16 protein-coding genes are annotated in these 22128 nt (G+C 66.5%); 10 read left to right on the forward strand and 6 right to left on the reverse strand.

The annotated features are described in order from the left end of the window. Positions 1 to 18 precede the first annotated feature (18 nt). Positions 19 to 570 carry a hypothetical protein gene (locus AC56KZ_RS01820; protein WP_497160423.1) on the forward strand — a complete coding sequence of 184 codons (552 nt, stop codon included), beginning with the start codon at positions 19 to 21 and terminating at the stop codon, positions 568 to 570. On the opposite strand, the gene AC56KZ_RS01825 is transcribed toward AC56KZ_RS01820, so the two are convergent. Next, the gene (locus AC56KZ_RS01825) at positions 571 to 1038 is read right to left on the reverse strand and encodes an Lrp/AsnC family transcriptional regulator (protein ID WP_497160424.1); all 468 of its coding nucleotides are present in this window, start codon (positions 1036 to 1038) and stop codon (positions 571 to 573) included. It abuts the gene before it with no gap. A 245-nt stretch (positions 1039 to 1283) separates the two neighbouring features. Here AC56KZ_RS01825 and AC56KZ_RS01830 point away from each other — a divergent pair, with 245 nt between their 5' ends. The 6 genes from AC56KZ_RS01830 (at position 1284) to AC56KZ_RS01855 (ending at position 8947) form a co-directional block, all read left to right on the forward strand. After that, a complete protein-coding gene (locus tag AC56KZ_RS01830; protein ID WP_497160425.1) occupies positions 1284 to 2147 on the forward strand; it encodes a DMT family transporter in 864 nt (287 codons plus the stop codon). Positions 2148 to 2228: 81 nt separating this feature from the next. Continuing rightward, entirely contained in the window at positions 2229 to 5693 is a 3465-nt protein-coding gene (gene mfd / locus AC56KZ_RS01835; RefSeq protein ID WP_497160426.1) for a transcription-repair coupling factor, read from the forward strand. Between the two features lie 14 nt (positions 5694 to 5707). Then, positions 5708 to 6556: a phosphoserine phosphatase SerB gene (gene serB, locus AC56KZ_RS01840; protein WP_497160427.1), complete on the forward strand. Its 849-nt coding sequence runs from the start codon at positions 5708 to 5710 to the stop codon at positions 6554 to 6556. A gap of 164 nt (positions 6557 to 6720) precedes the next feature. Continuing rightward, complete coding sequence (locus AC56KZ_RS01845; protein WP_497160428.1) at positions 6721 to 8043, forward strand: SGNH/GDSL hydrolase family protein; 1323 nt, start codon at positions 6721 to 6723, stop codon at positions 8041 to 8043. A 75-nt stretch (positions 8044 to 8118) separates the two neighbouring features. Then, on the forward strand, positions 8119 to 8517 hold the full coding sequence (locus AC56KZ_RS01850; protein ID WP_497160429.1) for a hypothetical protein: 399 nt from the start codon (positions 8119 to 8121) through the stop codon (positions 8515 to 8517). Between the two features lie 109 nt (positions 8518 to 8626). Beyond that, positions 8627 to 8947 carry a hypothetical protein gene (locus tag AC56KZ_RS01855; RefSeq protein ID WP_497160430.1) on the forward strand — a complete coding sequence of 107 codons (321 nt, stop codon included), beginning with the start codon at positions 8627 to 8629 and terminating at the stop codon, positions 8945 to 8947. Here AC56KZ_RS01855 and AC56KZ_RS01860 read toward each other — a convergent pair. The 3 genes from AC56KZ_RS01860 to AC56KZ_RS01870 are packed head-to-tail and all read right to left on the reverse strand — an operon-like array spanning position 8944 to position 10880. Further along, a complete protein-coding gene (locus tag AC56KZ_RS01860) occupies positions 8944 to 9354 on the reverse strand; it encodes a hypothetical protein (protein ID WP_497160431.1) in 411 nt (136 codons plus the stop codon). The genes AC56KZ_RS01855 and AC56KZ_RS01860 overlap by 4 nt on opposite strands. Before the next feature lies 1 nt (position 9355). Continuing rightward, positions 9356 to 10090: a Mut7-C RNAse domain-containing protein gene (locus tag AC56KZ_RS01865; protein ID WP_497160432.1), complete on the reverse strand. Its 735-nt coding sequence runs from the start codon at positions 10088 to 10090 to the stop codon at positions 9356 to 9358. 10 nt (positions 10091 to 10100) lie between these two features. After that, positions 10101 to 10880, reverse strand: coding sequence for a DUF72 domain-containing protein (locus tag AC56KZ_RS01870; protein WP_497160433.1), 780 nt, complete (start codon positions 10878 to 10880; stop codon positions 10101 to 10103). Between the two features lie 136 nt (positions 10881 to 11016). Between AC56KZ_RS01870 and trxC the strand changes: the two genes are divergently transcribed. The 3 genes from trxC to AC56KZ_RS01885 all read left to right on the forward strand — a co-directional run bounded on the left by trxC (position 11017) and on the right by AC56KZ_RS01885 (position 12983). Beyond that, the gene (gene trxC, locus AC56KZ_RS01875; RefSeq protein WP_497160434.1) at positions 11017 to 11451 is read left to right on the forward strand and encodes a thioredoxin TrxC; all 435 of its coding nucleotides are present in this window, start codon (positions 11017 to 11019) and stop codon (positions 11449 to 11451) included. Positions 11452 to 11571: 120 nt separating this feature from the next. Then, a complete protein-coding gene (locus AC56KZ_RS01880; RefSeq protein WP_497160435.1) occupies positions 11572 to 11934 on the forward strand; it encodes a DUF4870 family protein in 363 nt (120 codons plus the stop codon). Positions 11935 to 12023: 89 nt separating this feature from the next. Beyond that, positions 12024 to 12983 carry a chemotaxis protein gene (locus tag AC56KZ_RS01885; protein ID WP_497160436.1) on the forward strand — a complete coding sequence of 320 codons (960 nt, stop codon included), beginning with the start codon at positions 12024 to 12026 and terminating at the stop codon, positions 12981 to 12983. Between the two features lie 78 nt (positions 12984 to 13061). Here AC56KZ_RS01885 and AC56KZ_RS01890 read toward each other — a convergent pair whose 3' ends face one another. Both AC56KZ_RS01890 and AC56KZ_RS01895 read right to left on the reverse strand, forming a co-directional pair. Then, on the reverse strand, positions 13062 to 14417 hold the full coding sequence (locus AC56KZ_RS01890; protein ID WP_497160437.1) for an HlyD family type I secretion periplasmic adaptor subunit: 1356 nt from the start codon (positions 14415 to 14417) through the stop codon (positions 13062 to 13064). A gap of 98 nt (positions 14418 to 14515) precedes the next feature. Next, positions 14516 to 22093, reverse strand: coding sequence for a cadherin-like domain-containing protein (locus tag AC56KZ_RS01895; protein WP_497160438.1), 7578 nt, complete (start codon positions 22091 to 22093; stop codon positions 14516 to 14518). Positions 22094 to 22128: the final 35 nt, after the last annotated feature.

The raw sequence follows: 22128 nt of genomic DNA on the forward strand, positions 1-22128 counted from the left end.
TTTCAAGACCAGCTTCCCATGAAAAAATCCGATGCCAACCCACAGTCCCCCGGCGCCGGCGCCGTGACGGACCTGCCTCCTTCGCTCCTTGCCGAGCTCGACAAATGGGCGGCGCAGCTTGCGGAGAGCGCCAACGCTCCCACCCGCGAGGCCCTGGCCCAGGCCGGGCGTGAGCTCGAGGACCTGGCCGCGGCGCGTGCCCAGGCCGAGGCCCTGGCGGCCGAACACCAGGAGGAAATCGAGCGCCTGAACGCCGAGCTGCGCAACGCGCGCCAGATCGCGATGGACGCCCTGGTCGGCAAGGCCAAGGATCAGCTGGCGATCGAAGGCAAGGATGCCCAGCTGGCGGACCTGCGCTCTCAGCTCGAGCGCAACGTGACGGCGTCGGCCGCACAATCGGATGCCCGCCTCGCCGCCGAGATGGACCTGGTCGGCGCGGCCGTCGCGCGCGACAGCCTGGCAGGCGAACTCAAGGACATGCGCGCCCAGCTCGCCGCCTCGCTGTCGGAACGCACGGCCTTGCGCGCGGAGCTGGAAACCCTGCGCGCTAGGCTCGCGAAGGCATCCTGATTACAGGCTGACCGAGGGCGTGCGCTTCAGGCAGCGCAGCGTGAAGGTCGAGCGCGTGTGGCTGACGCCCGGCAGCTTGTACAGCTTCTGGCGCAGGAAACGCTCGTAGCCTTCGGTGCCGGATACCGCCACCTTGATCAGGTAGTCGAATTCGCCCGACAGCAGATAAGCCTCCATCACCTCGGGCAGCCCGGCCAGCGCATCGGAAAAGCGCTGGAAGATGTCGTCGTCGTGGCGGTCGACCCGCACCTCGATGATCACCGTGTCCGGCAAGCCCAGGGTGCGCTGGTCGAGCACGGCGACATAGCCGCTGATGTGCCCCGACTCCTCGAGTGCGCGCACCCGGTGCCAGCAGGGCGTCGGCGACAGGTTGACCGTCTCGGCCAGCTTCTGGTTGCTGATGCGGCCGTCCTGGCTGAGCGTGCGCAAAATCTTGCGGTCGATCTCGTCGAGCACACCGTCCTTCATATCTGATATTCCTCTTGGTAATAACACGTATCGTAGACAATCCTTCCGCATTTTAGTCTATTCATGGAAGAACCTTCTTCCAAACAAAGGATATGGCCGGGTGAACAAAAGAACATTCCAGTTGCTGCACATTAAAATAATGTTTTGCGCTTGCAGCATTTTGTTCTGGAGTCTTCGTGTCGGAAGCAGTTTCACACGCGGGGCTCGGGCTGAGGACGGGTTCCCCGTCGCCCGAGTTGCCGCTCATGCTGGTCACCCCCCTGTTTTTCGCCGCCAACCTGCTGGTTGCACGCTGGGCCGACAGCGCCGGCATCCCGCCGCTCTTTCTCGCCTTTGGCCGCTGGGCGCTGGCGTTCGCGATCCTGCTCCCGAGCGTCGGGCCGCGCCTGTGGGCGCTGCGCGGCAGCCTGCGCGCCAACTGGCAGCGCATCCTGTTGCTGGGCGCCCTGGGCATGGGCCTCGCGGTCGGGCCGCAATATGTCGGCGCCCGCGCTACCAGCGCGGCCAACATCGCCATCATCTTCGCCGCCTGCCCGGCCCTCGTGAGCCTGCTGGAAACCCTGGTCTGGAAGACGCCGCTGTCGCCGCGCCAGGCCGGCGGCATGCTGCTGGCGATCCTCGGCATCCTGATCGTGCTGGCGCGGGGCGAAGGTGCGCTGGGCGCCCTCGCCTTTGGCGCCGGCGACCTGTGGGTGATGCTGGCCGCCTGCGGCTGGGTGCTGTACACGGTGCTGGGCCGGCGCCTGCCGCTGCCGCCCATGCCGGCCACGGTCAAGCTGGCGGCGCTGATCGGCGGCGGCGCGCTGGTACTGCTTCCGTTCGCGCTGGTCGAAGGCATGCGCGGCGCCGTCCCCGATTTCACGGACCCGCGCCTCTACCTGGCGCTGGCATTCCTGGCGCTGGTGCCCAGCCTCGGCGCCTATTTCTGTTATGACCGGCTGGTGGCCGTGGCGGGCCCGGCGCGCGCCAGCATGTCGGTCTACCTGATTCCACTGTTCGCCACGCTGGCGGCCTGGCCGCTGCTGGGCGAGGCGCCGCAGGCCTACCATGCGCTCGGTTTCGGCCTGATTCTGGCCGGGGTGCTGCTCCCGAACCTGCGGCGGGCTTGAACAGCAGGCGTGCGGGGGGCTCCAGGGTGGCTTCGTCTATAATGGACGACCCTTCGGAACGACTGAACACTGCCTGCCTGCATGCCTTTCGACCTCACCAAGCACCTCCCCAAGCCCGGTAGCCGTTTCGTCCTGCCTGCCCTGTTCGGCTCGTCCGACGCCTATGCCCTGGCAAGCGCCGCCCTCGCCTTCAAGGCCAACAAGCAGATGCTCACCGTGGTCGTGGCCAACGCCAGCGACGGCCAGCGCCTGCTCGACGAGATTCCCTGGTTCGCCGACGGTGAAAACGGCAAGCTGTCCTGCCACCTGCTGCCGGACTGGGAAACCCTGCCCTACGACGCCTTTTCGCCGCACCAGGACCTGGTGTCCGAACGCCTGGCGACCCTGCACGAAATCCGCAACGGCCAGTGCGACGTGCTGGTCGTGCCGGCCACCACCGCCCTGGTGCGCCTGGCGCCGCCTTCCTTCCTGGCAGCCTATACCTTCTTTTTCCGCCAGGGCGAGAAGCTCGACGAGGCCCGGCTCAAGGCGCAGCTGACGCTGGCCGGCTACAGCAATGTGTCGCAGGTGATGTCGCCCGGCGAATATTCGGTGCGCGGCGGCCTGATCGACCTGTTCCCGATGGGCTCAGCGCTGCCCTACCGCCTCGACCTGTTCGGCGAAGAGATCGAAACCATCCGCACCTTCGATGCCGACACCCAGCGCTCGCTGTACCCGGTGCGCGAGGTGCGTTTGCTGCCGGGCCGCGAATTCCCGATGGACGAAGCGGCGCGCACGCGTTTTCGCAGCCGCTGGCGCGAGCGTTTCGAGGGCGACCCGTCCAAGTCCACGGTCTACAAGGACATCGGCAGCGGCATCGCCTCGGCCGGCATCGAATACTACCTGCCCTTGTTTTTCGAAGAGACCGCGACGCTCTTCGATTACCTGCCGGACGACAGTCCGCTGGCCTTTGTCGGCGACATCGATGGCGCCGTCGGGCGCTTCTGGATCGATACCGAATCGCGCTACCGCTTCCTGAAAAGCGACCGCGATCGGCCCTTGCTCGAACCGCGCGAACTGTTCCTCTCGAACGAGCAGTTCTTCACCTGCGCCAAATCGCGCGGGCGCTGGAACATCGCGCGCGGCATGGAAATACGGGACGTGGGGGCCTCCGAACTGTCGGCGCCGATCCCCGACATCGCGGTGAACCGCCGCCTGGAAGACCCGCTGGCGAATTTGCGCTCTTTCCTGTCCCGTACCGGCTGCCGCGTGATGATCTGCGCCGAATCGAACGGCCGCCGCGAAACCCTGCAGCAGTACTTCAACGAGTATCGCCTCGAGGTCGTCCCGGTGGAGGGCTTCGCGGGCATGCTCGCCAGCGACGCGAAGGTGGCGCTCGGCGTGGCGCCGCTGCAGGCCGGCTTCGAGCTGCTGGAAGCATCGAGCGGCTGCATCGCCTTCGTTACCGAGACCGAGCTGTACGCCGGTTCCGGACGGCGTGCCGGCAAGAAGAAGCAGGAAGCGACCAGCCAGGTCGAATCGATGGTGCGCGACCTGTCGGAGCTGAAAATCGGCGACCCGGTGGTGCACATCAACCACGGCATCGGCCGCTACATGGGCCTGACCAGCATGGACCTGGGCGAAGGCGAAACCGAGTTCCTGCACCTGGAATACGCCAAGGACACCAAGCTGTATGTGCCGGTGTCGCAGCTGCACGTCATCTCACGGTATTCCGGCACCTCGCCCGAGGACGCGCCGCTGCATTCGCTCGGTTCAGGCCAGTGGGACAAGGCCAAGCGCAAGGCCGCCGAGCAGGTGCGCGATACCGCCGCCGAGCTCTTGAATCTGTATGCGCGGCGCGCGGCGCGGGTCGGCCATGCCTTCGAATACTCCAGCATCGATTACGAGAACTTCGCCCAGAGTTTCGGCTTCGACGAGACGCCCGACCAGGCCGAGGCGATCACCAACGTCATCAAGGACATGACGTCCGGCCGGCCGATGGACCGCCTGGTCTGCGGCGACGTCGGCTTCGGCAAGACCGAAGTCGCCCTGCGCGCCGCCTTTATCGCCGTCATGGGCGGCAAGCAGGTGGCGATCCTGGCGCCGACCACCCTGCTGGCCGAGCAGCACGCGCAGACCTTCGCCGACCGCTTTGCCGACTGGCCCGTGAAAATCGCCGAGCTGTCGCGCTTCAGGACCGGCAAGGAGATCAACAACGCGATCAAGGGCATGGCCGACGGCACGCTCGACATCGTGATCGGTACCCACAAGCTGCTCTCGCCCGACGTGAAATTCACGCGCCTGGGGCTGGTGATCATCGACGAGGAGCACCGCTTCGGCGTGCGCCAGAAGGAAGCCCTGAAAGCCCTGCGCGCGGAAGTCGACGTGCTGACCCTGACCGCGACCCCGATCCCGCGCACCCTGGGCATGGCGCTGGAGGGCCTGCGCGACTTTTCGATCATCGCCACCGCGCCGCAAAAGCGCCTGGCGATCAAGACGTTTGTGCGCAGCGAAGACGGTTCCATCATTCGCGAAGCCTGCCTGCGCGAACTGAAACGCGGCGGCCAGATCTACTTCCTGCACAACGAAGTCGATACCATCGAAAACCGCCACACGATGCTGCGCGAGCTGCTGCCGGAGGCGCGCATCGGCGTGGCCCACGGCCAGATGCACGAACGGGACCTGGAAAAGGTCATGCGCGACTTCGTGGCCCAGCGCTTCAATATCCTGCTGTGCACGACCATCATCGAGACCGGCATCGACGTGCCGACCGCGAACACGATCATCATGCACCGGGCCGACAAATTCGGCCTGGCCCAGCTGCACCAGCTGCGCGGGCGGGTCGGCCGCTCGCACCACCAGGCCTATGCCTACCTGCTGGTCTCGGACGTGCAGACCCTGACCAAGCAGGCGCAGCGCCGCCTGGATGCGATCCAGGCGATGGAAGAACTGGGCAGCGGCTTCTACCTGGCGATGCACGACCTGGAAATCCGCGGCGCCGGCGAAGTGCTCGGCGAAAACCAGTCCGGCGAAATGCTGGAGATCGGCTTCCAGCTGTATTCGGACATGCTCAACGAGGCGGTGCGCGCGCTGAAAGCCGGCAAGGAACCGGACCTGGCGGCGCCCTTGTCGAGCACCACCGAAATCAACCTGCACGTGCCGGCCCTGCTGCCGGCCGACTTCTGCGGCGACGTCCACGAGCGCCTGTCGATCTACAAGCGCCTGGCCAACTGCGAGAGCCAGGGCAAGGTCGACGACATGCAGGAAGAGTTGATCGACCGATTCGGCAAGCTGCCGGAACAGGTCAAGGCCCTGATCGAGACCCACCGCCTGCGCATCGCGGCAAAAACGGTCGGCATCGTCAAGATCGACGCCCACAGCGAAGCGGCCAGCCTGCAATTCATGGAAAAGCCGCCGATCGACCCGATCCGGATCATCACGCTGATCCAGAAGAACCGCCACATCAAGCTGGCCGGCCAGGACAAGCTGCGCATCACGGCCAGCATGCCGGATCTGGCGGCGCGCGTGCTGCAGGTGAAGCAAACCATCAAGCAACTGCTGGCCTAGGCGAGGACGGAGCGATGACGATGAATCTGGTGGTGCAAGGGCCGCAGGCCACGCAGGCGACCCTGGAAGCGGTGGCCGCCCTGGCGCGGCCGGCGCGCATGCGGGCCCTGGGCGAACATGCGCTGCGCGCCGAGGGCGTCGTTGCCTCAAACGACATCGTCCTTGCGGTGCAGGCGGCGGCGCTAACCGCGCGGGTGGATGCCACCTTCGTGGAGGCCGGGCGCAGCTTGTCGGATTTTGCGCTGGTCGCGATGGACATGGACTCGACCCTGATCACCATCGAATGCATCGACGAGATCGCGGACATGCAGGGCTTGAAGGCCGAGGTGTCCGCGATCACCGAGGCGGCGATGCGCGGCGCACTCGATTTCGCGGCCAGCCTCGCGCGCCGCGTCGCCCTGCTGGCCGGGCTGGAGGCGACCGCGCTGGAGCGCGTCTACGACGAGCGCCTGCGCCTGTCGCCGGGCGCCGAGACGATGCTGGCGGCGGTCAGGGCGGCCGGCCTGAAGACGCTGCTGGTGTCGGGCGGCTTCACCTTCTTCACCGCCCGCCTGCAACAGCGCCTCGGCCTGGATTACGCGCATGCCAACGTGCTCGAGGTCGAAGATGGCCGGCTGACCGGGCGCGTGCTGGGCGGCATTGTCGACGCCGAGGAAAAGCGGCGCACCGTGCAGCGCGTGTGCGCGCAACTGGCGATCGACCCGCGGCAGGCGATCGTCATGGGCGACGGCGCCAACGACCTGAAGATGATGGGCATCGCGGGCCTGTCGGTGGCCTTCCGCGCCAAGCCGGTGGTGCGGGCACAGGCCGACGTGGCGCTGAATTTCAGCGGGCTGGATGGGGTGCTGGCGGTGCTGGCGTAACTTTTGTACATTGTATTAAGCAAACAATTGCTTGGACACAAATAAGCACAAGCAGAATCTCAGCCATTCCTGCGCTGACGCAAAACTCCTGTCGCGCGTCGCTTGAGTCGGCGAAGTCCTCGATTTAGATTGGGTAAAGCGCCCAACCGTTCGAGGAGTCCACCATGAAAGCCGTTCCGTCTGACCAGGCCGAGAACTCTGCCGAACCCGCCCTGCGTGCCGATCAGGCGCGCCTCGGTCCCAGCCGGCGCCGCTTCCTGATCGCCGGCCCTGCTCTCGGCGCGGCGCTCGCCACGCCCTTTCTGCCCGCGCAAGCCCAGACCGGGCCGTCCGCGCGCTGGTGCGCCACCTGGGGCGCCGCGCCGGCCGGGCCGCCGCCGTCAAGCAGTGTGCAAAGCTATACCGGCCAGACGCTGCGCCTGATCGCGCGCGCCAGCATCGGCGGCGCCCGGATACGGATCCGCGTCTCGAATGAAATGGGCAGCACGCCGCTGCACATCGGGCGCGCCACGATCGGCCTGCGTACCGGCGGCGCGTCCGTCGCCAGCCTGCGCCCGCTGAGCTTTGGCGGCGTCGCCTCGATCACGATTCCCGCCGGGGCGCCCGCGCTGTCCGACCCGGTCGAGCTGGCCGTGCCGGCCCAGGCCGACCTTGCCGTCAGCCTCTACCTGCCTGGCACGGTGCAGGCCACCACCATCCACGACGCCGCCCTCCAGACCAATTACGTGTCGAGCGCCGGCGACTACACTTCGACCATCGCCCTGCCCGTGGCGCGCGCGATCTCCTCCTGGCCCTTCCTGACCGAGATCGACGTCGACGCCGCGGCGCCCGCCATCGTCGTGCTGGGCGACTCGATCACCGACGGCGCGCGCAGCACGGCCAATGCCAACCGCCGCTGGCCCGACTACCTGGCGCGCCGCCTGCAGGCAGCGCTCGGCGCGGGCGGGCGCATCGGCGTGGTCAATCGCGGCATCAGCGCCAACCTGCTGCTGGGCGATTATTCGACCGCCCTGCTGGCCGGGCGCGACACGCTCGAGCGCTTCGACCGCGACGTGCTGGCCACCAGCGGCGTGCGCTACCTGATCGCCCTGATCGGCATCAACGACATTTCCTACAGCCCGGGCTCGAACCCGATTCCCGTTGCGGAAATGGTTGCCGGCTGGCGCCAGCTGATCGCGCGGGCCCACGCGCGCGAAATCAAGGTCATTGGCGCCACCCTGCCCCCGTTCGAAGGCTTCGTGTATTACACGGCCGCGCGCGAGGCGGTACGGCGCGCCGCCAACAACTGGATCCGCGCCAGCGGCGAATTCGACGCCCTGTTCGATGTCGAGGCGGCCCTGCGCGACCCGGCCAATCCGGCGCGCATCCTGCCGGCCTATGACAGCGGCGACCACCTGCACCCGAACGACGCCGGCTACCAGGCGATGGCGAATGCCGTCCCCCTGGCGCCCTTTGTTTCGAGCAATGCAACGAGCGAGCAAGGCTAGCGCTTGTAACAAGCTGTAATTCGCGCGGCGCAATGGATATGAGAACACTATGATGGGCATATCAGGAGAACCGTCATGAAAAAACTCATTGTTCTTATCGCCAGCGCCGCCACCCTGGCGGGCTGCGCCGCTCCCGGCCCGGGACCGGGCAATGTCGGCAGCCGTGGCTATGCCCAGGCCGGTGACCCGAACGGCTGGCAAACCGTTTCTGTGACACCGGTGCCGCTCGGTACCGGCGCGCGGGCCGGAGACGCCGGCGTTGTCACCAGCTCGAACGTCGTCGTCAATCCGGGGGCATACCAGGGCGGCTACCGGAGCGCCCCCGTGTATGGGCAGCAGCCGGTGTACGGCTACCCGCCGGTTTATGTCCAGGATCCGTACTGGACGCCGCCAGTGTCGATCGGCCTGGGCTTGAGCTTCGGCCGCAGCTGGAGTAGCGGCCACCATCACCGCCGTCACTACCGCCGCCGCTGATCCAGCGCGAACGGCATGACTGAAAGGCCGCCTTCCCGGGCGGCCTTTTTTCGATGGGTAGCGATTGCGCCATCGCTATAATGGGCGCTTTCATCCCCCACAGGCCCCCATGGACACCTCAAAATTTTCACGCTACCCCGCTTCGCGCGCCTTCTGGTTCCTGTTCGGCATGAGCCTGGGCAGCATGGGTTTGTGGAACGGCATGCAGCGCGACCTGATCGGCGAGACCCTGTGCGGCGCCGGCCTGGTGCTGCTCGGCATCCAGGGCCTGCTGCGCCCGGTCGTGCTCAGCCGCGTCGCCAGGATCAGCAAGGAAGAGATGACGCGCGAGGTATCGATCGGTTCGGACGTGCTGCACGGCGCCCTGTCGCTGGCGATGGCCGCGACCCTGCTGGTCGGTATCGTCCTGAAGTACGTGGTGAAAATTTAACCGAAGAGACCCCTGGCGTTCAGGATGGCCCAGGCGATCTCGGGCCGCTCCTGCAGGCGCTTGCGCAGCGCCGCCGGCACCGATTGCCTCAGCTTTTTGCACAAACCCGGTTTTTCCTCCAGCACGATGAGGATGCCGCGCACCGTGCGCACCTCGTTCGGGCCGGGCTCGATGCGCAATTCGGCGCCGATGTTCCGGCGGATCAGGGCCTGCAGGTGTTGCAGGTCTTCGTAGCTGTCGACGCGCTCGATACGCTCGATCAGCTTCTGTTCCTGGCGGCGGTCGATCGCGAGCGGGCGCAGGTCGGCGCCGGGCTCGGCCAACAGGCGCTCGCGCTCGCAGACACAGGCGCCGGGCGGGCACTCGACGCGGACGGGGAAAGGCAGATTCGGCAGGGATGCGCTCATGCTAGCCCTCCTGCGCCAAGGGCGCAGCCACCGCATCGAGCAGCGCCGCCATGCGCTTGTAGTGCGAGCCCTTCCAGAACACGCGGCCGCAACTGTCGCAGCGCGTGAATTCCCGATGCTCGATGCGCACCGATTCCGGCAGCTGCGCCAGCACCTCCTCCCTGGGCACGGGGCGCAGCGGCCGGTTGCAAGCCAGGCACAGGGTGAAGGGCCGCACCAGCGGCGCCAGGTCCAACCTGTCGCAAAGCTCGCGGAACTGGGACGCCGGCGCGATGGCATGCAGGTAGCAGCCGCGCGTGACGCAGCGGCGCTTGAGCAGGTCGCGGTCGCGCGTCAGCAGCACCCTTTCCTCCTCCAGGGCGATGGCGGCGATCTGCCGGTCCTGGAATGCGTTGTCGTAGAGGGTATCGAAACCGGCCATGCGCAGCAGCCGGGCCAGGCCGCCCAGGTGGGCGTCGGCCACGAAGCGCGGGCGACAGGCTGGCGTCTGCCGGGCCACGCGCGAGGACTGCGGATGGACGTCGACCCGGTCGCCCTCGGCCAGCAGCCGGTCCAGGCCGCACGACTCGCCATTCACCAGGATCAGTTCGACCTCGGTATGCGGCACGCCGAGCGCCTCGATCATGTGCTTGGTGGTCGCGGCGCGCGCGCAGGGCACCGTGAACGCATTCCCGCGCCGCCCGCGCGGCAGGAAATCATTCAGTTCTTCGTGGAAGCGAAACGTCGCCGTGGCCATGCCGCCAGTATCACCCTGAAATGGATGCGCGGGCTAGGGCGGGTTCGCTTTGCCGGCATGCGCGCAAGACCTCGAGGGCATTCGGCACGGCCTCCCCGGCCGCCGTGTTGTCGAAGATGACCCAGGCGGTGCGCCCGGCTTCCTGGCAGGCGTCCAGTTCGCGGCCCAGGGCGGCCAGGTACTCGTCGGTATAGGACGAGTAATAGATGCGCGGCGAGCCGTGCAGGCGCATGTAGACAGCGTCGGTGGTCGGCACGTGCGCACCGGGCTGGCCGGCGGCGGGGTCGGCGATCACACGGGTGACGCCGCGCTCGCGCAGCAGTTCGGTGGCGGTCTCGCTGAACCAGCTGGGGTGGCGCCCCTCGCAGGCGATCATGCAGGCGAAGTGTTCTTGCAGGCGCAGGAAGAAGTCGCGCACGGTTTCGTCGTGGAAGGCGAATTTCGGCGGGAACTGCACCAGCAGGCAGCCGAGTTTGTCTTTCAGTTCGCCGACCTCGCTTGCGAACCGCGCCAGCAGCTCGTCGATATCGCGCAATTGCGCGTCGTGGGTGATCGAGCGCGGCACCTTGACGGCGAAGCGGAAGTCCTGCGGCACGCTCTCGGCCCAGCGCGCATAGGTTTGCGGCCGGTGCGGCTTGTAGAAGGACGAATTAATTTCCACCATTGAAAAGACGGCGGCATAGCGTTCGAGATGACTGCCGGCCTCGGGGAAGGCAGCTGCTGCTTCCTTGGGAATGTTCCAGCCGGCGCAACCGATGAAGTGCGGGCAGCTGTCGGTCGTTTTTTTCATTGGTTCTTTTGCAAGTATGCTCGGACCGATTGTACGCCCGCGCAAGAGGCCACGTCGCATGCTTGAGCCGGGCGTGGCGGCAGCCTGCGCGCGCGCGGCTAAAATAGGTCCTTGTCAAAACCAGCGAGGAGTTACAGTGAGCGACCCGATCCATATCGTCTGCCCCGAATGCGATGCCGTCAACCGCCTGGCGCCGGCGCGCCTGGCCGACCAGCCGGTGTGCGGCAAGTGCGCACAGCCGCTCTTTCCCGGGCGCCCGCTCGATGTGTCCTCCGAGCGCTTCGCGCGCCACATCGGACGCAACGATATTCCGGTGCTGGTCGATTTCTGGGCCGAGTGGTGCGGCCCGTGCAAGGCGATGGCGCCCGCCTACGCCCAGGCAGCAGGCAGGCTGGAACCGCGGGTGCGCCTGCTGAAGGTGAACACGGAACTGGCGCAGGACCTGGCGGCGCGCTTCGCGATCCGCAGCATCCCGACGCTGGCCCTGTTCAAGGGTGGGCGCGAGCTTGCGCGCCAGCCGGGTGCAATGGACGCAGGCAGTATCGTCGCCTGGACAGAGTCCAGGCTGTAGAGTCCAGCTGACGATGCGGGCATGGGGGCGACAAATCGCGTTAGCGAAATCGCCACAAATCGCTGCTACAATCGGGCCAGGCGGGGTCGTCCCGTGCAGAACCACCCGGAGGAATCATTCATGTCGCAGCAACTCGTTCTGGACCGTGGCACGGAAGACGCCAAGCAACTGGCGCGCATCCTCTACCTGGTCCATGCCTGTACCTTCTTCTTTTCGCTGGGCATGCTCTCCTTTTTGCCGCTGATCGTCAACTACGTCAAGCGCCCGGACAGCAACGGCACCCTGGTCTACAGCCACCACACCTGGATGATTCGCTCGTTCTGGTTTTACTTCCTCTGGATGGTGGTCGGCGGCATCCTGTTCGCGACAATCATCGGCATTCCGGTTGCCTGGCTGGTCTGGACTGTGGCCTGGGTGTGGAAGGCATATCGTCTAATCCGTGGTTTTTTGGACCTGAACAGCAACAAACCCATGCCAGTTTGATGGACGCTTGACGTATTTCGCCCTTTTCGCAGCTAGAATACTTTCCTGACGGCACCACTCGCATCACATAACTCAGTTCAGGGCGAAATATGAAATCGGTTCAACAGGAAGTCGACGAGCGCAGCACGCTCGCGGGCACCAACAAATTCGAGTTGCTGTTGTTCCGCCTCGGCGGCGACGACGACGGCAACCATAACGAGCTGTTCGGCATCAATGTCTTCAAGATCCGCGAGATCGTGGCCATGCCCTCGATCACGGCGGTCGCCGGTTCGCCGGCGCACGTGCTCGGCGTCGTGAACCTGCGTGGCCAGATCATCCAGGTGCTCGACCTGCCCGCGATTGCCGGCGTCAAGCCGAAAACCGGGCTCAACATCATGCTGGTCACGGAATTCGCGCGCACCACCCAGGCCTTCGCCGTGGAAAGCGTCGAGGAAATCGTGCGGCTCGACTGGAGCCAGGTGATGTCCGCCGAGAGCAGCGCCGGCAGCGGCATGGTCACCAGCATCGCCCGCCTCGAAGGCGAGAACGGCGAGCCGGGACGCCTGGCCCAGGTGCTCGACGTCGAAACCATCCTTCGCAACATGAACCCGGATGCCGGTCCCCCGATCAACGCGCAGACGGTCGGCGCCAAAATCCAGATCAAGCCCGGCTCGATCATCCTGGCGGCGGACGACTCGGTGGTGGCGCGCGCGCTGATCGAACAGGGCCTGGACGCGATGGGCCTGCCCTTCGTGATGACCAAGAGCGGCAAGGAAGCCTGGGAACAGCTGGCCAGCATCGCCAATGCGGCCGAGGCCGAAGGCAAGACCGTCTATGACAAGGTGGCCCTGGTGCTGACCGACCTCGAAATGCCGGAGATGGACGGCTTCACCCTGACCCGCAACATCAAGAAGAGCGCGCGCCTGGCGAACCTGCCGGTCGTGATCCACTCGTCGCTGTCGGGCACGACGAACGAGGAACATGTCAAGAACATCGGCGCCGACGCCTATGTGGCGAAATTCTCGGCCGAGGACCTCTCAAGCACGCTGCGCCGGGTGCTCAAGCAATAGATCGAAACAAGCAGCGAAGAAAAAGGGGAGCGTCGCAGGTCATGCCTGCCACGCTCCCCTTTCTACGTCCATCGTGCTTCAGCGCTCGCGGGCCGCCTCGTGCCAAGCCTTCTGCATGGGCGAAAGCAGGTATTCGAGCACGGTACGGGTGCCCAGCAGGATCTCGGCATTCGCCTGCATGCCTGCGCTCAGGGGAAAGCGCGTGCCGTTCGCTTCGAGCGAGGCGCTCTTCAAGCTCACCAGCGCCTTGAAGGTCGACGGCTGCGCAGCGCCCGACTTGCCCGGCGCGCCGGCATTCTCGCCGCTCTCGACCGAGTCGGCGCCGATGTGCTCGACCGTTCCCTGCACCATGCCGTATTTCTGGAACGGAAAGGCCGCGAACTTCAGGCGCACGGTCTGGCCCTGCTTCACAAAACCGATGTCGTCGTTCGTGAGCCAGACTTCAGCGCGCAGGGTTTCGTCGTTCGGCACCAGCGTCAGCAACACGGTTCCCGGCTGGACCACGGTGCCGCTGGAGTGGGTGGCAAGTTCCTTGACGACGCTGTCCTGGGTGGCTTTCAGTTCGAGCAGCTGCTTGCGGTGGGTCTGCTTCGCCAGTTCCTGCGACAGCTGATCCACGGCGCGCTGCGCTTCGCCGCGCTCGACGTGCAGCTGGCGGCGGTAGTCCGAATCGATCTGCACCAGCTTCATCTCGGACTGCTGGACGCCGGCCCTGGCCGACTCGATCATGTGGTCCTGGGTCGCCAGCTCCTGCTCCTTCTCGATGCGCTCGCGCCGCTTGTCGCTGACCAGCACGCCGCCGGCGAAACCGTCCTTGCCGAGCTTTTCGAAGGCCTTTTCCTGCTCGCGGTAGTGCGGCAGGATGGCGCTGAACTTGCGCTGGATTTCGAGCGCGGCCGCCAGGTCCTGGCGCGTTTTGGCCAGCCGGCTCTGTTCCTCGGCCAGCGCGGCCTGGAAGGCGGCGCGGTTGGCGCGGTACTGGGACTGGGCGGCGGCCAGAAGATGCGGCGAATCGCCGGCCTGGGCCGGGAACGGCGCATTCGCCAGTTCCGCGTCGACCCGGCGCAGGGCCAGGCGCTTGCCCTGCAAATCGGCCTGGATCGAGTTTGCGTCGGCATCGGTGTTCAGGGTATCCATGCGCATCAGCACCTGCCCGGCGCGCACCAGATCGCCCTCCTTCACCAGGATGTCCTTGACGATGCCCGATTCCGAAGGCTGGACGATCTTCACATAACTCTGCGGGACCAGCTTGCCCTCGGCCACCGCGACGATGTCGAGCCGCCCGAGCACCATCCACACCGCCAGCAGGACCAGCAGGACGAACAGGGCCCAGAGCACTTTTCGCCCGAGCGGATTCGGGCTGGCCGCCTGCAGGCGCAGCAAGGGTGGCGAGAAATCGAGTGCGCTGGACGCTTTGGCCGTGGATTTTTTCACGTTCGGGAATTCTTATGGGTTGTAAAGGGAATGCCCCCGACCAGAGAATTCACTGGCCAGGGGCATCCCGCCTCTATCGATTACGGCGTTTTAGTGACTTACTTGAGCTTCTTGACGCCCTTGCCGAGGCCGTCGAAGCCTTTCAGCTCGGCCCCTTCGCTTCCCGACAGCGACAAGCCAGCGCCGCCGAATCCGCCGGTCGACCCGAGGAAGCCCAGGGTGGCCTTGGCCAGGACGCCGGTATCGGCGCCATTGCGCTCGTCGAGCCAGGTCAGCGACTGCTTTGCCGCCAGCGCTTCCGACACCGCCAGGTCCACTTTCAGCCAGGCACCGAAGCTCTGCGCCGAGGTGGTATTGCCGATGCTGCTGGCTGGCTGGCTGAACTCGACGATCTTGCTGGCGCTGAGCAGGGCCGGCACGCCGAGGGCGTTCGTCTTGGCGGCAGCCGCCGGCTCCGCTTCGCTCGCCTCGGCGCTCGACGCGGCCAGGCCAGCGGCGATGCCGGTCTTCTTGCCCCCCTTGGCGCCTGCATTGCCCGGATTGCCCGGACCGGTGCCGGCGCCGTCATTCTGGTTGACGTCGTGGCCAGGGGGCGGCGCATCCTCGCCGTTGCCGAGGCCTTCGTTGCCGTGGCTGACCGACAGCGTGAACACGTCGGACACCGACAGGCTGCCGGCGGTGCTGCCGCTGGCGGCCACCGCGTCGGTCGCGGTCACGCGCACCTCGATCGCACCGACCTGCTTGGGCGCGGTGCCGGCAAAGCTGCCCGTCGCGGCGTCGAACTTCAGCCAGTCCGGCAGTGCGGAACCGTCGGCCAGGGAAGCGGCGTAGCTCAGCTTGTCGCCCTGGTCGAGGTCCTTGAAGCTGTCGCCCGGCAGCTGGAACGAGAAGGCCTTGTTGAAGTTGAGCTGCTTGTCGGCGAGCGCCTTGACGACGATCGGGGCGTCGTTGGCGCCGCCGACGGTGATGTCGAGCGTCGCGCTGCCCGCCGCAAACCCGTCGGTCGCGCCGTAGCTGAAGCGATCGAAGGCGGAAGCATCGCGGCCGAGCGACTGCACGGCGGCGGCATCGACCTGGTAGACATAGCTGCCGTCGGCATTCAGGGCCAGCGTGCCATGGCTTCCGGCGAGCGTGGCGGCGTCCGCCACCAGCACTGCGCCGGCATCGACGTCGCTGTCGTTGGCCAGGACGTTGCCGCTGACGCTGGCGGCATCTTCCGATACCCGGGCGCTGTCGGCCGCCAGGACCGGCGCGTCGTTGGTGCCGGTGATGCTGATGTCCAGGGTCGACATGCTCAGTGCCTGGCCGTCGGTTGCGGCGTAGCTGAAGCTGTCCACGGCCGACTGGCCTGCGCCAAGCGACTGCACCCGGGCGGCGCCATTATCGAGGCTATAGGTGTAGCTGCCGTCGGCAGCCAGCCGCAGGGTGCCGTAGACCCCGGTGTAGAGGCCTGGCGCTGCCACGGCAAGAGTGGCGCCGCTGTCGGCGTCGCGGTCGTTGGCGAGCACATTGCCGCTGGCGGCCAGCACGTCTTCTTCGGTGACGCCTGCCGCGTCGGCGGTGACGACCGGGGCATCGTTGGTGCCGGCAATCGAGATGTCCAGGGTCGACGCGACGCCTTCGATGCCGTCGGTTGCGATATAGACAAACGAGTCGGTCACGACTTCGCCGGCATTCAGGGCCTGCACCTTGGCAGCGCCGTCGTTCAGGCTATACGTGTAGCTGCCGTCGCGGGCGATCGTCAGGCTGCCGTAGATGCCGGCGATGATGCCTGGCGCGGCGACCTGCAGCACCGTGCCGTTGTCGACATCGCTGTCGTTGGCGAGCACATTGCCGCTGATCGTGGCCCCGCTGTCTTCGGTGACGGCGTTGGCATCGGCTTCGGTCACGGCCGCATCGTTGGTGCCGATGACCTGGACATTGACGGTCGCGGTCGAGGTTTCGCCCATGTCGTCGGTAATCGTATAGCTGAAGCTGTCGTTGACGACTTCGCCCTGCGCCAGTTCCTGGAAGCGCGCGCCGATGTCGTAGCCGACCACGCCATCAGCCAGGCTGAGAGCCGCGCCGATGCTCGACGCACCAAGCGCGATCACGGTCACGACGTCGCCCGCATCCGGATCGGTGTCGTTCGCCAGCAGCTGGGTGACCGGCACGGTGACCAGCCCCCCATCCTCGAATACCACGACGCTGTCGTCGAAGGCCGTGGGCGCCGCGTTGAGCAGCGCCGCCATGCCGCCCCGATCGATGGTGGTGCCGTCGTCGAAGACGATTTCGGTCACGCCTTCGGTCTGCGCGAGCCAGTCGACCAGCACCACCCTGTCGCCGCTGGAGACGATCGTGAGCACCAGGTCATTGCCCGCCTGCTCGGCGTGCAGGTCGGCCGCCGTCAGGCCGCTGCCGATGCTCAGCGTGCCGCCACCCTGCGCATCGACGATGCGGTCGATGCCGTCTCCGATGCCGAAGCGGTAGGTGTCGCTGCCCGCGCCGCCCAGCAGCAGGTCGTTGCCGGCGCCGCCTGCGAGCAGGTCGTCGCCGTCCATGCCGGACAGCAGGTTGTCGCCGCCGTTGCCGCTCATGTCGTTGCCGAGCGCGTTGCCCGCGCCGGTAATGTTGTCGCTGCCGGTCAGGATCAGCTGTTCGACGTTCGCACCCAGTACATGGCTGGCGCTCGCCAGCACGGTGTCGACGCCGTTGCCGGCTGCCTCGACGATCGTATCGCCGGCGTTGTCGACAATATAGGTGTCGTCGCCGAGTCCGCCCTGCATCAGGTCGGCATCGAGGCCGCCGTCCAGCAGGTCCCTGCCCTCGCCGCCGGCCAGGGTGTCGGCGCCGGCGCCGCCCACCAGCGTATCGTCGCCGGCGCCGCCGTCGAGTGTATTGGCGCCGCTGTTGCCGGTGATCGTGTTGTCGCCCGCGTTGCCGGCGCCGCTCAGGCTGGCGTTGCCGGTCAGGACCAGGTTCTCGACATGGGCCGAGAGCGCATGGCTGGCGCTTGCCTGCACGGTGTCGACACCGCTGTCCGCGGCCTCGACCACCACATCGCCGGCATTGTCGACGATATAGGTGTCGTCGCCGGCGCCGCCGGCCAGCGTGTCGGCACCGAGGCCGCCATCGAGCAGGTTGGCGCCGCTCGAGCCGAGGATGCCGTTGGCCAGCGCATTGCCGGTGCCGGCCAGGTTGCCGGCGCCGAGCAGCACCAGGTTTTCCAGTTCCGCGCCCAGGGTATAGCTGAAGTCCGCGCGCACGGTGTCGATGCCGCCGCCCGCATTTTCAGTGACCGTGTCGGCGCCGTCGACGATGTAGGTGTCGTCGCCGGTGCCGCCGCTCAGCTGATCGGCGCCGAGGCCGCCGATCAGGGTATCGTTGCCGGCACCTGCGCCGACGATGTCGTCACCGTCGCCGCCGTCCAGCACGTTGTTGCCGTTGTTGCCGGCAACAACGTTACGGGCCGCGTTGCCGGTACCGCTGAGGTTCGCGTCGCCGGTCAGGTACAGGTATTCCATGTTGGCGCCGAGCGTGTAATCGATGCTCGAATAAACATAATCATTGCCCTCGCCGGCCTGCTCGATCACCTGGTCGGCGGCGCTGTCCACGGTGTACAGGTCGTCGCCCGTGCCGCCGGTCATGGTGTCGGCCCCAAGGCCGCCGTCGAGCTGGTCCCTGCCCGCGCCGCCGACCAGCACGTCGTTGCCTGCCATGCCGTACAGGCTGTTGTTGGCGTCGTTGCCGGTCATGGTGTTGTCGAGCGCATTGCCCCAGCCCAGGATTGCCGCCGAGCCGGTCAGCACCAGGTTCTCGACGTTCGCAGCCAGCGTGTGGGTCGCGCTGGAATACACGATGTCGGTGCCGCCGCTGGCATTCTCCACGACCTTGTCGAAACCGGAATCGACAATATAGGTGTCGTTGCCGGCGCCGCCAGCCATCGTATCGCCGTTGGCGCCACCGTCGATCAGGTTGTCGCCCGCATTGCCCGTGATCGCGTTGTCCAGCGCATTGCCGGTGCCGGCCAGGTCGTCGGCGCCAGTCAGGACGAGGTTCTCGAGGTTCGCGCCCAGCGTGTAGTCGATCGACGAGCGCACGGTATCGAGGCCGTTGCCGGCCGTCTCGGTGACCAGGTCCTGCGCCTCGTCGACCACATAGACATCGTTGCCGACGCCGCCCTGCATGTTGTCGGCGCCGCTGCCGCCGTCGAGCGTGTCGTCGCCGAAACCGCCGATCAGCGTGTCGGCGCCGGCTTCGCCGTTCAGTGCGTTGCTGCCGTTGTTGCCGGTAATAAGGTTATCCAATGCATTGCCGGTGCCGCTGGTGTTGGCGCTGCCGGCCAGCATCAGGTTCTCGACGTTCGCGGCCAGCGTGGTGCTGATCGAGGACTGGACCGTATCGAGACCCTCGTCGCCGTTCTCGATGACCAGGTCGCCCGCGTTGTCGACGACATAGGTGTCGTTGCCAGTGCCGCCAGCCATGTTGTCGCTGCCGGCGCCGCCGTCGAGCATGTCGTTGCCGGCATCGCCCTGCAGGCGGTCATTGCCTGCTTCGCCGTACAAGGCGTCGTTGCCCTCGCCGCCCACCAGCAGGTCGGCACCGATGCCCGCGAAGATGCTGTCGTTGCCGGCAAGGCCGTCGAGTACATTGGCGCCGTTGTTGCCGCGGATCGTATTGTCCAGCGCATTGCCGCTGCCGTCGATGTCGGCCAGGCCGGTCAGCGTCAAGTTGTCGACGTTGTCGGTCAGCGTATAGGTGATGTTCGATTGCACCAGGTCGCTGCCCTCGCCTGCCGCTTCGACCACCAGGTCGCCGTCGTTGTCGACAGTGAAGATGTCGTCGCCCAGGCCGCCGGCCATCCGGTCGGCGCCGGCGCCGCCGTCGATGCTGTCGTTGCCGGCGTCGCCGGCCAGGGTGTCGTCGCCCGCTTCGCCGTTGATCGTGTCGTTGCCGTTGCCGCCGTTGACGGTATCGTTGCCGGCGCCGGCATGGACGATGTCGGCGCCATCGCCGGCGTTCGTCGTGTTGTTGCCGCTGTTGCCGACGATGGTGTTGTTCAGCGCGTTGCCGTCGCCGTTCAGGTCGGCAGTGCCGGTCAGGCTCAGGTTCTCGACGTTCGCGGTCAAGGTGTAGTCGATGTTCGAACGGACGGTATCGAGGCCCTGGTTCACGCTTTCCTCGACGAGGTCGCCTGCGTTGTCGACGACATAAGCATCGTCGCCCGTGCCGCCCTGCATCAGGTCAGCGCCGAGGCCGCCGTCGAGGCTGTCGTGGCCGCCCTGGCCCGCCAGCTTGTCGGCGCCGTCCAGGCCGAACAGGGCATTGCCGGCTTCGTTGCCGGTCACCACGTTGTCGAGTTCGTTGCCGGTACCGCGGCTCGAGGCAAAACCGGTCAGGGTCAGCTTCTCGACCTCAGCAGCCAGGCTGTGGTCGATGCTCGACTGGACCAGGTCGACGCCTTCGGCGCCGTTTTCCGTCACCACGTCGCCGGCGTTGTCGACCACATAGGTGTCGTCGCCCAGGCCGCCGGCCATGGTGTCGAGGCCGGCGCCGCCGTCGAGGATGTCGTTGCCGGTATCTCCCTGCAGGCGGTCATTGCCGGCGTCGCCGTTGAGGCGGTCGTTACCCTCGCCGCCGACCAGCTGGTCGGCGCCGCTGTTGCCGTTGATCGTGTCGTTGCCGGCGCGGCCATCGAGGACGTTGGCGCCGGTGTTGCCGTTGATGACGTTGTCCAGTTCGTTGCCGGTGCCGTCGATGTCGGCGGTGCCGGTCAGCGTCAGGTGATCGACGTTGTCGACCAGCGTGTAGCTGATGCTCGATTTGACCAGGTCGCTGCCGCCGTTGGCCGCTTCGACCACCAGGTCGCCATCGTTGTCGAGGATATAGGTGTCGTCGCCGCTGCCGCCTGCCATGCGGTCGGCGCCCAGGCCGCCGTCGAGCGTGTCGTTGCCGGCGTCGCCGAACAGGCTGTCCTCGCCCGCTTCACCGTTGAGAAGGTCGATGCCGTCGCCGCCATGGACGAGGTCATTGCCCGCGCCCGCATCCACCTGGTCATTGCCGGCAGCGGCAGCGAAGGTATTGTCGCCGGCGTTGCCGGTCATGGTGTTGTTCAAGCCATTGCCGGTGCCGTTGAGGTTGTCGGCGCCGGTGAGGACCAGTTTCTCGACGTTGTCGAGCAGGGTGTAGTCGATGCCTGAACGGACCGTATCGATGCCGGCGCTGATGGCCTCAAACACCTTGTCGCCGGCCTGGTCGACGACATAGGTATCGTCACCGGCGCCGCCGCGCATGTCGTCGGCGCCGCTGCCGCCGTCGAGCGTGTCGTTGCCGAAATTGTCGATCAGGGTGTCGTTTCCGTCCAGGCCGCTCAAGACGTTGTTGCCGCCGTTGCCCGTCACGACGTTGTCGAGTTCGTTGCCCGAACCGCTGACGGCGCCGCCGCTCAGCGTCAGGTTCTCGACGTTGGCGGCCAGCGCGTGGTTGACGCCTGCCACGACCCGGTCGACGCCGTTGCCGTCCAGCTCGACCACCCTGTCCAGCGTGTTGTCGACGATATAGGTATCGTCGCCGCCGTCGCCTTGCAGATAGTCGGCGCCGAGACCGCCATCGAGGGTGTCGTTGCCTTCCAGGCCGAACAGCGCGTTGGCGCCGCTGTTGCCGCTGATGCTGTTGTCGAGTGCATTACCGCGGCCGTCGATGGCAGCGCCTCCTGTCAGCGACAGGTTCTCGACGTTGTCTGTCAAGGTCGTGGAGATGCTGGACTGCACGATGTCGGTGCCGGCGCCGCCTGCTTCGATCACGCTGTCGCCCGCATTGTCGAGCACATAGGTATCGTCGCCGCTGCCGCCGTCCATCTGGTCGGCGCCGAGCCCGCCATTGACCGTATCGTTGCCGGCGTCGCCGAACAGCGCATCGTCGCCGGCATCGCCGTTCAGGATGTCATTGCCGTCGCCGCCATGGACGGTGTCGTCGCCGAGACCCGCGTGTACGGTGTCGACACCTGCGCCGGCCGTGATCGTATTCGCTCCGGCATTGCCGGTGATGATGTTGTTCAACTGATTGCCACTGCCGGCCAGGTCGGCCGCGCCGGTCAGGACGAGGTTTTCGAGGTTCTCGCCGAGCGCATAGTCGATCTCCGAGCGCACCGTGTCCAGGCCGCTGCCTGCCGCCTCGAGCACGACGTCGCCACTGGAGTCGACGACATAGCTGTCGTCGCCGCTGCCGCCCTGCATGTTGTCGTCGCCCGCGCCGCCGTCGAGGGTATCGGCGCCGGACCTGCCGGCCAGCGTGTCGTTGCCGCCCAGGCCGCTCAGGACGTTGCTGGCGTCATTACCCGTGATGACGTTATCGAGCGCATTGCCGATGCCGTTGATGTTGAAAAAGCCCGTCAGCGTCAGGTTCTCGACATTCTCCGCGAGCGTATGCGTATCGCTGGACTGGACGGTGTCGATGCCCTCCCCCGCGTTTTCCAGCACCCGGTCGCCCGCAACGTCGACGACATAGGTATCGTTGCCCTCGCCGCCGACCAGCGTGTCCACGCCGCCGCGCCCGTCCAGTACGTTCGCACCGGTGTTGCCGGTGATCGTATTGTTGAGCGAATTGCCAGTGCCGTTGATGTCGCCGGTGCCGGTCAGGACCAGGTCATTGACGAGTGGAGCGAGCGTGGTGGTGACGGGCGAAGTGGTTGTGGTCATTGCATTTCCTCTTGTGTACGGCGGACGGCGTTGGG

The organism is Telluria sp. LT2P34 (assembly GCF_059685915.1).

Bases quoted from the DNA above. Each gene is read 5' to 3' on its own strand.
- AC56KZ_RS01820 (WP_497160423.1), top strand. From the start codon at position 19: ATGAAAAAATCCGATGCCAACCCACAGTCCCCCGGCGCCGGCGCCGTG.
- AC56KZ_RS01825 (WP_497160424.1), bottom strand. From the start codon at position 1,038: ATGAAGGACGGTGTGCTCGACGAGATCGACCGCAAGATTTTGCGCACG.
- AC56KZ_RS01830 (WP_497160425.1), top strand. From the start codon at position 1,284: ATGCTGGTCACCCCCCTGTTTTTCGCCGCCAACCTGCTGGTTGCACGC.
- mfd (WP_497160426.1), top strand. From the start codon at position 2,229: ATGCCTTTCGACCTCACCAAGCACCTCCCCAAGCCCGGTAGCCGTTTC.
- serB (WP_497160427.1), top strand. From the start codon at position 5,708: ATGACGATGAATCTGGTGGTGCAAGGGCCGCAGGCCACGCAGGCGACC.
- AC56KZ_RS01845 (WP_497160428.1), top strand. From the start codon at position 6,721: ATGAAAGCCGTTCCGTCTGACCAGGCCGAGAACTCTGCCGAACCCGCC.
- AC56KZ_RS01850 (WP_497160429.1), top strand. From the start codon at position 8,119: ATGAAAAAACTCATTGTTCTTATCGCCAGCGCCGCCACCCTGGCGGGC.
- AC56KZ_RS01855 (WP_497160430.1), top strand. From the start codon at position 8,627: ATGGACACCTCAAAATTTTCACGCTACCCCGCTTCGCGCGCCTTCTGG.
- AC56KZ_RS01860 (WP_497160431.1), bottom strand. From the start codon at position 9,354: ATGAGCGCATCCCTGCCGAATCTGCCTTTCCCCGTCCGCGTCGAGTGC.
- AC56KZ_RS01865 (WP_497160432.1), bottom strand. From the start codon at position 10,090: ATGGCCACGGCGACGTTTCGCTTCCACGAAGAACTGAATGATTTCCTG.
- AC56KZ_RS01870 (WP_497160433.1), bottom strand. From the start codon at position 10,880: ATGAAAAAAACGACCGACAGCTGCCCGCACTTCATCGGTTGCGCCGGC.
- AC56KZ_RS01880 (WP_497160435.1), top strand. From the start codon at position 11,572: ATGTCGCAGCAACTCGTTCTGGACCGTGGCACGGAAGACGCCAAGCAA.
- AC56KZ_RS01885 (WP_497160436.1), top strand. From the start codon at position 12,024: ATGAAATCGGTTCAACAGGAAGTCGACGAGCGCAGCACGCTCGCGGGC.
- AC56KZ_RS01895 (WP_497160438.1), bottom strand. From the start codon at position 22,093: ATGACCACAACCACTTCGCCCGTCACCACCACGCTCGCTCCACTCGTC.